Source organism: Micromonospora sp. RTP1Z1 (assembly GCF_033804685.1).
Lineage (GTDB): Bacteria > Actinomycetota > Actinomycetes > Mycobacteriales > Micromonosporaceae > Micromonospora.
Map to the genome: position 1 here is coordinate 1 of NZ_JAPFQV010000107.1, position 10,942 is coordinate 10,942.

13 protein-coding genes and 2 pseudogenes are annotated in these 10,942 nt (G+C 70.5%); 9 read left to right on the forward strand and 6 right to left on the reverse strand.

Features of this window, described 5'->3' with window-relative positions; translation table 11 throughout:
• Window positions 1-134 precede the first annotated feature (134 nt).
• Complete coding sequence (locus SLP03_RS30730; RefSeq protein WP_319464156.1) at window positions 135-707, forward strand: transposase; 573 nt, start codon at window positions 135-137, stop codon at window positions 705-707.
• A gap of 7 nt (window positions 708-714) precedes the next feature.
• On the opposite strand, the gene SLP03_RS30735 is transcribed toward SLP03_RS30730, so the two are convergent.
• Window positions 715-2,454, reverse strand: coding sequence for an IS1182 family transposase (locus SLP03_RS30735; RefSeq protein ID WP_319464146.1), 1,740 nt, complete (start codon window positions 2,452-2,454; stop codon window positions 715-717).
• Window positions 2,420-2,674, reverse strand: coding sequence for a hypothetical protein (locus SLP03_RS30740; protein ID WP_319464158.1), 255 nt, complete (start codon window positions 2,672-2,674; stop codon window positions 2,420-2,422). Before SLP03_RS30740 ends, SLP03_RS30735 begins: the two co-directional genes overlap by 35 nt.
• On the opposite strand from SLP03_RS30740, the gene SLP03_RS30745 reads away from it, so the two are divergent.
• On the forward strand, window positions 2,559-2,885 hold the full coding sequence (locus SLP03_RS30745) for a transposase (RefSeq protein WP_319464157.1): 327 nt from the start codon (window positions 2,559-2,561) through the stop codon (window positions 2,883-2,885). The two genes, SLP03_RS30740 and SLP03_RS30745, sit on opposite strands and share 116 nt — an antisense overlap.
• 109 nt (window positions 2,886-2,994) lie before the next feature.
• Here the strand turns inward: SLP03_RS30745 and SLP03_RS30750 are convergent, their stop codons facing one another.
• Window positions 2,995-4,434 carry a hypothetical protein gene (locus SLP03_RS30750; protein ID WP_319464147.1) on the reverse strand — a complete coding sequence of 480 codons (1,440 nt, stop codon included), beginning with the start codon at window positions 4,432-4,434 and terminating at the stop codon, window positions 2,995-2,997.
• Window positions 4,435-4,606: 172 nt separating this feature from the next.
• On the opposite strand from SLP03_RS30750, the gene SLP03_RS30755 reads away from it, so the two are divergent.
• The 3 genes from SLP03_RS30755 to SLP03_RS30765 all read left to right on the forward strand — a co-directional run bounded on the left by SLP03_RS30755 (window position 4,607) and on the right by SLP03_RS30765 (window position 6,564).
• Window positions 4,607-5,290, forward strand: a complete 684-nt coding sequence (locus SLP03_RS30755) for an ElyC/SanA/YdcF family protein (RefSeq protein WP_319464148.1) — start codon at window positions 4,607-4,609, stop codon at window positions 5,288-5,290.
• A 112-nt stretch (window positions 5,291-5,402) separates the two neighbouring features.
• Window positions 5,403-6,158 (forward strand): glycosyltransferase family 2 protein, encoded by a 756-nt coding sequence (locus tag SLP03_RS30760; RefSeq protein ID WP_319464149.1) that lies wholly within the window; start codon window positions 5,403-5,405, stop codon window positions 6,156-6,158.
• A 133-nt stretch (window positions 6,159-6,291) separates the two neighbouring features.
• The gene (locus SLP03_RS30765; RefSeq protein ID WP_319464150.1) at window positions 6,292-6,564 is read left to right on the forward strand and encodes a GlsB/YeaQ/YmgE family stress response membrane protein; all 273 of its coding nucleotides are present in this window, start codon (window positions 6,292-6,294) and stop codon (window positions 6,562-6,564) included.
• Window positions 6,565-6,676: 112 nt separating this feature from the next.
• On the opposite strand, the pseudogene SLP03_RS30770 reads toward SLP03_RS30765, so the two are convergent.
• A pseudogene (locus SLP03_RS30770) lies at window positions 6,677-6,955 on the reverse strand (PPOX class F420-dependent oxidoreductase); the annotation flags it as partial.
• A 162-nt stretch (window positions 6,956-7,117) separates the two neighbouring features.
• Here SLP03_RS30770 and SLP03_RS30775 point away from each other — a divergent pair.
• The 3 genes and pseudogenes from SLP03_RS30775 to SLP03_RS30785 all read left to right on the forward strand — a co-directional run.
• On the forward strand, window positions 7,118-8,341 hold the full coding sequence (locus tag SLP03_RS30775; protein WP_319464151.1) for a low temperature requirement protein A: 1,224 nt from the start codon (window positions 7,118-7,120) through the stop codon (window positions 8,339-8,341).
• Window positions 8,342-8,540: 199 nt separating this feature from the next.
• Window positions 8,541-8,726 carry a ribonuclease gene (locus SLP03_RS30780; protein WP_319464152.1) on the forward strand — a complete coding sequence of 62 codons (186 nt, stop codon included), beginning with the start codon at window positions 8,541-8,543 and terminating at the stop codon, window positions 8,724-8,726.
• A 162-nt stretch (window positions 8,727-8,888) separates the two neighbouring features.
• Window positions 8,889-9,110 (forward strand): annotated as a pseudogene (locus SLP03_RS30785) (DDE-type integrase/transposase/recombinase); the annotation flags it as partial.
• Between the two features lie 18 nt (window positions 9,111-9,128).
• Here the strand turns inward: SLP03_RS30785 and SLP03_RS30790 are convergent.
• Window positions 9,129-9,905, reverse strand: coding sequence for a class I SAM-dependent methyltransferase (locus SLP03_RS30790; protein ID WP_319464154.1), 777 nt, complete (start codon window positions 9,903-9,905; stop codon window positions 9,129-9,131).
• A gap of 74 nt (window positions 9,906-9,979) precedes the next feature.
• On the reverse strand, window positions 9,980-10,183 hold the full coding sequence (locus tag SLP03_RS30795) for a cold-shock protein (protein ID WP_319464155.1): 204 nt from the start codon (window positions 10,181-10,183) through the stop codon (window positions 9,980-9,982).
• A 183-nt stretch (window positions 10,184-10,366) separates the two neighbouring features.
• On the opposite strand from SLP03_RS30795, the gene SLP03_RS31795 reads away from it, so the two are divergent.
• The gene (locus SLP03_RS31795; RefSeq protein ID WP_413644769.1) at window positions 10,367-10,723 is read left to right on the forward strand and encodes a DDE-type integrase/transposase/recombinase; all 357 of its coding nucleotides are present in this window, start codon (window positions 10,367-10,369) and stop codon (window positions 10,721-10,723) included.
• The last annotated feature ends 219 nt before the right edge of the window (window positions 10,724-10,942 follow it).

A 10,942-nucleotide genomic window follows, 5' to 3' on the forward strand; every position in this document is an offset into this window, starting at 1 on the left:
ACCAACAGCGGCACGATCTTGCGTCAGGACTCAACGTCCAGGACAACCGAGTGCTCGTCTGCCGGCGGCTACCTATCCACCAGGAGTCTGCCGGATGGCTCGCTCCCAGAACTCATTAGGACAACCGCCAAGCGATCCGATTCACCAAGAACAGCCGGTTCAGGGTCCTCGACAACGGCCGGCTGCGCCTGCCGAAGGTCGGCGACGTGCCGGTCCGCTGGTCGCGTAACCTGCCCGCCGAGCCCAGCTCGGTCACGGTGATCCGGGACGCGGCAGGCCGGTACTTCGCCTCGTTCGTGGTCCAGACCATCGAGGACGAGACGCTGCCGCCCACGGACTCCGAGGTGGGTATCGACCTGGGACTGACCCACTTCGCGGTCTTGTCCGACGGCACGAAGGTGGCCGCCCCGAAGTTCCTGCGCCGGGCGGCCCGCAAGCTCAAGCGGTTGCAGCAGAACTTGTCCCGCAAGACCAAGGGATCGAACAGGCGCAAGAAAGCCGTCGTCAAGGTCGCCAGGGCACACGCCCGGGTGGCCGACACCCGGCGGGACTGGCAGCACAAACTCTCCACGGCGATCATCCGCGACAACCAAGCGGTGTACGTCGAGAATCTGTGCGTCGTCGGTCTCGGCCGGACCCGGCTGGCGAAGTCCGTACACGACGCGGGCTGGGCCAGTTTCACCGGCATGTTGGATCCTGCTGGCTAATTGCGGTTCATGCAGCCAGGGCGTGGTTGAGGCGGGTGAGGTGGCCGGTGCGGGTTCGGTCGAGTGGGTGACCGTTCCAGTGGGCGGTCAGCCGGATGAGGTTGATCGCGACGGCGCTGTAGACGTTTTGCAGGTGGGTCTTGTCCAGGCCGCGGTAGCGGGCTTGGCGGATGCCGGTGACGTTGACGGCTTGGCTGATGGTGCCTTCGATGCCTGCTCGTCGGCCGTATTTGGCCCGCCAGGTCGTGGTCTGCTGCTCGGTCCGGGCGTGGCGGATCGCCTCGTGGATCTCGCGTGGGCGCACGGACAGCTTGCGGCCGGTCTGGCGGTCGGTCGTGCACTGCTGGCGCACGGGGCAGGGTTGGCAGGTTCGACGGGCGAAGGCCACGACGATGGCGTCGGTGGCCTTCGCCGCGCCCCGGCTGCGTTGGCTGACGGTGCCCCATGAGGTGCTGGTCTGTCCCTGGGGGCAGGTGGCGCGCTGGTTGTCGAAGTCGATCGTGAACGCGGTGTTGTCGAACCCGGCTGCTGCTCGCGCCTGCGCGGAGTTGTTGGCGAGCAGCGGAGTGACCAGGGTGATGCCGTAGCGGGCCGCGGAGGTGACGACCAGGTCGATGGACGGGTAGCCGGAGTCCAGGTAGTGCTCATCGGGCAGGAGTCCGCGCTGTTGCAGCCGCTCGTGGATTGTGGTGGTCATCGTCGTATCGGCCACGGTCGCGTCGGTGGTCGCGACGTTGGTAATGATGTTGGGCGGTTCGTCGGTAGCAGCGTCCATATGGGTCGCGTCGGGGTCGTCGCAGGTCTCGCTGAGGTGGACCTTGTAACCGTTCCACAGTTTGCCGGCACTGTGCGTAGTGCCCCACCGGGCGTCGGTGTCATAAGGCGAGGTCAAGCGACGCCTTCCCGGCGGGAGACCATCTACCTTCGCCTCCCGCCGCCTGACCACCTCCCGCCCGTGCTCTTCGGTCTCACGCACGTAGTTCTGCAGCAGCACCACCCGCAGCACCTCCACGGCCGGCAGCTGCGCCAGCAACGGCGGCGCGCCCGGGTCGTAGACCGCGCTCAGTAGCGCGAACCCGTCAGTGCCGTAGGTGCAGGCCAGCTCAGCCCGTGCCGTCTGCGATTTCGGCAGCCGCCAGTCGTCGACCCGCGGGCCGTAGCGCCTGCTCCAGCCGGGCACGTCGACGGCCTGCGCCAGCCAGTCCGGCGCCACGGCGGCCAAAGCCTCCAGCGCGGCCCGCACCGACTCCCCGGCCAGCTCCAGCCGGCTGAGGTCACGCACCGCGGAAACCACATGGGTGGCGTCGGTGCGCTGCTTGCCACCCGCCGCCAGCAGCCCTTCGTCGACCAGCCTGGCCAGCAGCAGATCCAGGACCCGTTCCTGCAGCCCGTGGGCGATCACCCGGGCACGGAACTCGCTCAAGATCGAAGCGTCGAAGCCCGTATCGGCCAGCGCCAGTCCCAGCGCGTATTTCCATGACAACTTGTCACGCACCGCGTCGGCCGCCTGCCGGTCGGTCAGGTTCTCGACCATCTGCAGTACCGTGACCAGCGCCAACCGGCCCGGAGACCAGCCCGGCCGGCCCCGAGCCCCGAACGCAACGGTGAACTGCTCATCGGCGAACAGCTCACCCAATTGGTCTCGGATCACCACCGGCAGCGGCGCCTCACGCCCGGCATACATCGTCCGTATCGCTGCGGCGACCTGCTCGTCAGGTGCCGGCCACGGCTGCGGGTGCATCGACATCACACGACTTCTTCCACGGCCGTAGGGGAATGAAGCCGCGCATCAGATCATCCATCCATAGCGGAACCAGATCATGGCACCTCGCCGAATTAGCCAGCAGGATCATGTTGGAATACAAGGCCGCCCGGTACGGGCGCGCCTTCGCCCGGGTGGACCGGTTCTTTCCATCCACCCGGATGTGCTCCGACTGCGGCCGGATCAACGACAAGATGGCGCTCAACCTCCGGTCATGGACCTGCCCATGCGGGTCGGCCCACGACCGGGACGTCAACGCGGCCATCAACGTGCTCGCGGCGGGACGCGCCGAGAGCCTAAACGACCGTGGAGCGCAGGTCAGACCACCAGCGATGGTGGCACCGCGCGGCGAAGCGGTAATCCACCCGGACGCCGCGTGTCCCACGCGCAGCGTGGAGGGAATCTCCGTCCTTTAGGGCGGAGAGATCGTCAAGGTCCCCACACTCATCTGGCCGGCCCCTGACCGACCCCGCGGCCACGGCCTCCCGTGGCCGCGGGGCCACGAGGTGTCGACGAAGGTGGCGGTCAGCGCGACCCGAGGCGGGGCACGACGGGCCGGACCTCGACCGGCGCACCCGGGTCGCCGCCGCTGCGCGAGGTGTACTCCGGGACACCCACGCAGGTGAAGAGCAGCGTCGCCAGGTCGTCCGGCTCGTCCAGCAGACCCGGGACCTCCGAGTCGAGGAAGGTCATGCCGGAGGCGCCCGCGCCGAGGGCGTATGCGGCCAGGTGCAGCCGGCCCTCGACCAGCCCGGCCGCGAGTTGGGCGTCACGGTAGCCGCGGTCGTCCAGTGACGACAGTCGGGTGGCCGCGATGACGACGTACGCGGCGTCGCCGGCGAGCGACTGGTCCAGGCAGATCCGGAGCAGCTCGTCGCGCAGGCCACAGGCGCGGACCGGCGTCGACAAATCGGGCCAGCGGTAGAGGCCGGGCGGCACGCCGTCGGCGCCGTGGACGGCGACCCAGTGCGGCACCCGCACCCCGCGCAGGGCCGCGGCGAGGGGCCACTCCAGCAGGTGGCGCGGCAGGGTCCGGGTCCGGTCCATGCGTCGCTGTGAACCGCGCCGGCGCACCACCTGATCGAGGGGGTCGGACGGCGGGAAGTCCGGGAGCGCGGCCGCCCGCGGCCAGGGCGTGCCGAGCTCGTCCCGCTCGCCCGTGCGCTGCGCCGCGGTGCACAGTGGCAGCTCGACCGGCGGCAGCTCACCCGGGGCCGCCGGTGCGGTGGGCCCGATCGCCGGCTCGCCGTCGCCCAGGGCGAGCAGGGCCAGCGGGTACTCGTGCACCCCGCCCGCGCCGACGAGCTCCCGCACCGCGGCGTCCGGGAACAGGGACCGCAGCTGCGGCGAGAGGCCGGCGCTGTCGGCCGCCGCCGACAGCTGGGACAGCAGCGTTCCCGCGTCCCAGTAGAGATGCCGCCACCCGCGTTCGGCGTAGCGCCACCCGGTCCGCCACGGCACGCCGGTCACGACGAGCGTGGTGACCGTGCCGGTGGCGGCGGGTGCGACTTGGACGAGCCCGTGCCGTGTCGCGTCGTACCAGTGCACGCCGTCCGGGACCCCCGCGACGCCGCGCGTGCTCGCGTAGACCTCCAGCGGGAAGCGGGCCCCCGCCGAACCGGAGGCGCGGTAGAGGACCCGGCGACCGTTGCGTTCCGCGGTGCGCACGACGCCGGCGCCGAGGAAGAGCACCCGGCCGAGCTGCGCCGCGTCGAGCGGCCGCGTCGGAGCGGGGACACCCGCGAGGACGGCCGTCGCGGCGATGCCGGGGTCGGGCAGCTCCCGCGGCAGGGCGAGGACGGGAAGCGCGTCCGGGTAGCCCTTCATCGGCGGCGGCAGCGCCGCGGGGTCGTTCGGGACGAGGTCGCCGCGCACGGCCGGGTGGTCGACGGGTACGTCCCACTCGCGGTTCGGCACGTACGACGTGAGTCGGTGCAGCAGCCCGGCGCCGGAGTCGAGGTCCATCCGGGCATCCTGTCAGCGGACCCGGTCCCGCGCACCACCGTTTGTCCCGCCTCCGGAAGTCATGAACCCGGCCGGGCGGCGGCCGGGCGGCCGGAGCGGGTCTCGGGCCGGCGCGGGGGCGTGCCGTCCGACGTCGTACCGTCGAGGTCGTGGACGGCAGCCAGGGGAGCGCATGACACCGTCGACCGCCCTGGTGCTGGTGGTGTTCGGGCGAGGGGTCCGGTGCGCCGACGACCGCTACACGCTCACCCCGGCCAGCATCGCCCGGGTGCGGGCCGCGGCCGACTACGTCGCCGCCCACGAGTCCCACTTCCTGCGGTCCGCGGCGCGGGGCCCGTCGCCCCGGATCGTGCTCGCCGGCGGTTGGGCCGAGGCGTGCGAGGGGGCGACGCCGCCGCCGGCCGGGAGCCGGGAGGGTGACCTGATGCTGCGCGAGGCGCGCGCGGCCGGCCTCGACCGGTACGCGGAGCTGCGCGTGGAGACCCGGTCGCGGAGCACCCTGGAGAACCTCGTGCACACCGTCGAGGAAGGGCTGCTGGCCGGGTGGGACTTCGATGCCCGGCGACCGCTGGGCATCGTCTCGCACGCGTGGCACCTGCCGCGGATCAGGTTCCTCGCCGGCAAGGTGCTCGGCCTGCGCGGCTCCGCCCTGGTCGAGGTGCCGGCGGAGGGCGGTGAGCCACCGGGCGGGGAGCGGTCGGAGCGGGCCGCGCGGATCGCCGCCCGGCTCGCCTTCCTCGGCGTGGGCGACGCCCCGGCGCTGGTGCGGCGCGAGCGCGCGATGGTCGCCGTGCTGCGGCGTGCCGAACGGTGGGTGCGCCGCGACCGGGGCGCGGGGCTACCCCTCGGCGGGTGACGAAAAACGAGGGGAGACGCGGCGTCCAACGGGGTATGTGACGGGCGTCAATCCGGGGGGACGCCCGTCGCGGGCGGCCCCGTCACCGGCCACAGGAGACGAGAGGGAACCGATGATTGTCCTCGCGCCGGTGTACCGGCCAGGGGCACGACTGCCGGAAATGGTCGCCGATCTCCGCGCCGCCGCACCCGACCTGCACGTCGTGGTGATCGACGACGGCAGCAGCGACCCGGCGGCGGCCCGGGCCGTCGACGCGGTCCGCGACCTCGGGTGCACGGTGCTGCGCCACCCGACGAACCGGGGTAAGGGGGTGGCCCTGCGGACCGGGTTCCGGCACGCCGCCGAGGCGCATCCCGGGCAGGACGTGGTCTGCGCCGACTTCGACGGCCAGCACAGCGTCGCGGACGTCCTGCGGGTGGCCGAGTGCACCCGGACCACCGGCCGGATGGTGCTCGGCGTGCGCCGGCTCGACGGTGAGGTCCCGCCGCGCAGCCGGGTCGGCAACGCCGTCACGCGGGTGCTGTTCCGCGCCGTCACCGGCTGGGCCGTCCGCGACACCCAGACCGGACTGCGCGCCCACCCGGCCGACCAGCTCGACTGGCTGCTGTCGGTGTCGGGCGACCATTTCGACTACGAGATGGCCGTCCTGCTGGAGGCGACCCGGGTCGGCCTCCCCATCGAGCAGACCACCATCGCCACCCACTACGTGAAGGGCAACTCGTCGTCGCACTTCAGCTCACTCGTCGACTCGGCCCGGGTCTACGCGCCGCTGCTGAGGTTCGCGGTCTCGCGGCTGTCCGGCTCCCTCCGTACCCGGGCCGCCACGTCCTCGGCAGCGGTCCGTCCGGTCGTCCCGCCCGAGGGGTGAGCGGCACGGGCGCCCTTTCCCCGGCGCCCGCCCCCGGCGGAGAGTGATCCGCGGGCGGCTCCTGGGTTTGGTTTTTCGTTGCTCAGGGCAAAGCACCCGGGCCGACGGCATTTTTCTGGAAGGGACGGCTCCCGTGGAAGTTACCGGCATTCTCACCGCCATCGTCATCGGTCTGGTCATCGGCGCGCTGGGCCGGCTGGTCGTACCCGGCCGGCAGAACATCCCGATCTGGCTCACCCTCGTCATCGGCGTGGTGGCCGCGATCCTCGGCACCATCGTCGCCAGCGCCCTCGGCGTGAAGAACACCGCGGGCATCGACTGGATCGAGATCCTCATCCAGGTCATCTTCGCCGCGGTCGGCGTGGCGATCGCGGCCGGCGCCTACGGCCGCCGGCGCGTGCACTGACCGACGCTTCCCGAGCCGCCGGCCCGGCCCCTTCGCGGGGGCGGGGCCGGCGGTTCACTGTCCGGGTCGCCGGGTCGCCGGGTCGCCGGGTCGCCGGGTCGCCGGGCCGACGTCAGTCCGCGATGCCGGTGAAGGCGGCCACCCGCTCCACCCGCAGCCGCACCAGTAGTTCCCCGGGCAACGCGTTGCGCCGGCCGTACCGCTCGGTGAGGTCCTCGCCCATGTAGCGCGCGGCGATCCGGGTGGACCAGGGCAGCATCCCGGTGGCGTCCGCGCTGATGCTGACGCGCCTCTGCACGGGGACGAAGGCGTACGGCGGCTGCTCCTCGTCGACGTTGAGCGCCGCCCGTGGGTCACGGAGCAGGTTGCGGCCCTTCACGGAGCTGCGCCCGGTGTTGAAGAACCTTGTAGAGACTTCCCCCTACGACACTTTCCCCAACCCCGACCAACCCGGCCAACGTTTGTGGTCAGAGCACTAGCAACTCGAGGGAAGGTCCGCCGCTTTGGCGCATCTCACGTCGCGGCGGGCGGCATCGGCGTTGGATGAAGCAGTATGGGACATGCCGGGCGAGAAGTCGGCTCGGCCGTCGGTCTGCAGCCCGGTCGGGAGAGCGGGCCGCCGGCGACCTTCGTCGAGCTGTTCTTCGATCTGGTCATGGTGTTCGCCCTGACCCGCTTGGCGGCGGAGGCGGTGCCGGGACTGTCGAGCATGAGCCTCCCGGTGCGCTGGTTGACGATGGGCCAGACGCTGCTGTTGTTCCTCCCCTTGACGTGGGTCTGGACGATCACCTCGTACGTCACGGCCCGTTTCGAGCCGCTACGATTCGGCGTTCAGGTCGCGGTGCTCGCCAGTGCCTTCGGGCTGCTCATGATGGGCACCGCGGTGCCGTACGCGTTCAGCGGGCGCGGCCTGACCTTCGCCCTCGCGTACGTGACCCTGCAGGTAGGCCGGACCCTTCTGTTCGGCCTGATGTTGCGGGGCCACGCGCTCCAGCGCCTCTACGCGCGCGCGTGCATCTGGTTCTGCGTGGGCGCCGTACCGTGGCTTGTCGGAGCCTTCGCCCAAACCGGAGGGCGAGTCCTCCTGTGGTCGCTGGCGATTGCGATCGACCTCGGGTCCGCGCGCCTGGGTTGGCCGGTGCCGGGCCTGGGCCGCGGACGCGCCGCCGCGTGGTCGGTGGGCGGTCACCACCTCGCCGACCGTTACAAGCAGTTTCTGATCATCGCCCTCGGCGAGGGCGTCCTGACCATCGGCGTCTCCTACACCAGGGGGTCGTCGAACCCCAGCCTGTACCAGACCGCCGGCCTGATCCTGGCGTTCCTCACCACCGTGCTGCTGTGGCGGATCTACTTCTTCCGGGCCGGCCAGATCCTCCCCGACGCGGTGACGGCGGCGAAGGACCGGGCGAGCTTCGGCCGCCACATCGCCTTCGCTCACCTGATCATGATCTTCGGCATCGTCGCCACCGCGATCGGGTACGAACTCGTCCAGAGAAATCCGACCCGCGACACCGTCCCGGCCTGGCTCGCCGTGATCCTCGGAGGCCCCGCGCTCTACGTCGTGGGCCGGGCCCGACTGGAGTGGGCCGTCTTCAGCCGCGTCTCGCCGCCTCGCATCGTCGGCCCCACCGTGCTGGCACTGCTCGCCGTGCCCCTGTTGTTCGTCCCGCCCCTGGTGGCGGCGGGCACGGCGACACTCGTTCTGCTGTTCATCGCACTGGCCGACGCGCGGCGGGCGGCGGGTCGCCCTCCGGAACCCCCGGCCCCCGTCACCTGAGGCGGGTGCTTTCGGGCTTCGTGCTGCTAACTGTCGCGGTGGTCGGGCTGACGTGCGGGAAGCGTTCCGCGCTTACTCACGGCCTTGCTGGTAGCCACACCGCCCGCTTCAAGATGTCGTTGCGGGTGTTGCCGATCAAGTCTGATGTTGTCGCCGGTGCGGCCGTTTGCTGGTGCAAGTGCAGGGTAACTGGGTGGTCATGACAACACCCGAGAGTCGGCGGCAGGAGGAGCAAGCGCTCGAGAGCGGCGAGGTGTATCAGGACGCCGAGGGACGCCGAACCACCGACCCGGGCACCGCGGCTGCCCACGCACACAGCGAAGCCGACCGCAACGCCGAGCACCTGCAGCGTGGCGAAGTTGGTCCGGGCACCCCGGAGAAGTAGCTGCCGAGTGAGTTAGCGGCCGACTTCGGCGCTGCCCTCTCGCGGCCGTACCCAGCTTGCGATCACCGTCCCTGTAGAGCCAGACGTCGCGGTAGGCCGGAGGCCTGTCAAGGCTCCAGGTCTGCTACGCGGGCGCCGTTGCGTTGTGGGAACGCTCAACGCAACGGCGCCTACGCCAACAATCCGATCGAGGCCGATCACAGCCAGCTCAAACACCGATTGAAACCGATGCGCGGGCTGCGAACGGAGAAGACAGCACAGGTAATCATCGCTGGACACACCTTCATGCAGAACCTGCGCCGCCGACACTACGAACTCGCCGTCGACGCCCCGCCCGCTCTCCGGGTAGCCGCGGCGTTCACCGAACTCGCCCAGGCGATCTGACCTCGGACCGAGAAGGGTTCAACACGTCCGCCGATCCCTCAACGCAACGGCGCCCCGGCCCCGCCGGTCGTCCACCTGGTCGCGTCGTGGCTTGAGCACGCTCGTCAGGTGAAGCTGCGCATCTTCCGGAGCGCTGCTCACCGGCACCTCGTAGCTCGCCACCCGCTCCAGCCAGTCATGGGGCACGTGGCCCCGGTCCGGATCGCCGACGAGGACCTCACCGCCATTCGCCACGACACGGGCGAGGAACGGCAGCATCCGGGCCGCCACGGACGGGTGGTAGAGCGCGTCACCGGTCAACACCAGATCCACGCCGTCACCGTCGCCGTCAAGCAGGTCACTCGACGACAGGGTCAGGTCGACGCCGTTGGCGAGGGCGTTGGCACTGATTGCCGCGATCGAGTAGGGGTCGATGTCGTTGGCGGTGACACCGGCGGCGCCCGCGATCGCCGCGGCGATGGCGACCAGTCCGGAGCCGGAAGCGACGTCGAGGACATGGCGACCGGCCACGGTGTCCGGGTGATCGAGGATGTAACGCGCCAGAGCCTGTCCGCCGGTCCAGGCCGACGCCCAGAACGGCGGCGGGAGGACGTGCCCCGCCTCGGCTTCGAGCCGGGCCCAGAGGACGATCGCGTCCTCGGCCATGACCAGTCGCACCTCTGGCACCAGCGGCACCGGGGCCAGCCGGAGCCGATCGATGCTGGCTGTCCCGGGCGCGCACTCGGGGGCGGACAGCGCGTACAACACCAGCGGTTCGAGGCCGGGCACGACCGCGGCGTCGGAACGGACCGGCATTCGCCGCTCCGTGGTCTCAGCCGTCGCCGTGGCGACGGGCGAGGCCTCGTCGCCGCGGCTCGGCGGAGTCACCGTCAGACCAGACGGATGTTAGCGGCCTGAAGCCCCTTCTGGCCCTGCTCTACGTCGAACTCGACCCGCTGATCCTCGTCCAGACTGCGGAACCCGCTCGATGAGATGGCGGAGAAGTGGGCGAAGACGTCAGCGCCGCCGCCATCCTGCGTGATGAAGCCGAAACCCTTGTCAGCGTTGAACCACTTGACTGTACCGAATGCCATGTCTTCTCCTACTGAGTAGTTGATGGAGCTACGTACGGCCCCGGTTGTCGCCGCTGCTCGTCCGGAAGTGCTGGCAGAACAAAAAGCGCCCGGCGGGTTGGATACCCACCAGGCGCTGGCAAAGTATGCGACAAACCAAAGCTTGCAACCTGCTCACGCTAGCACGGGCGCGCCGCCTGCCCGGTGTCTTGGCTGTCAGCGCTGACCGTTCCAGCGGGCGTTGCGGGTGCTGAAGGTGACGCCCAGCGAGGTGGTCACCGACGCCGCGCCGGTTTACCCCGCCGTCCTCGACGACCTCGTCCCATCGGCCTGGCCTCAACCGAGCGGTACGCCAACAATCCGATCGAGGCCGATCACAGCCAGCTCAAGCACCGGCTACGACCCATGCGCGGGCTTCGAACCGAGCAGACCGCACAAGTGCTCATCGCCGGACGCGCGTTCATACAGAACCTTCGCCGCGGGCACTACGAACTCGGACACGACGCACCGCCCAGGCTCCGAGTCGCCGAAGCGTTCAGCGAACTCGCCCGGGCGCTCTGACCACCAACCCGACCGCAGATTCCAACGCGTCCCCCCATCAGGCAATGCAACAGCACCTCACCGCCGAACCTTGACAGCTCACTCAACGGCCAAACTGAACGGCGTTGTTGTGCCCTGAACGACGAAGGAGCTTGATATGTAGGCAGAGCTGCGGAGTTGATGCTGTGCGGGAGATGAAGGTTTGGCCCTTCGGAGCCGCCCACTCGGGGGGAGGCTTCA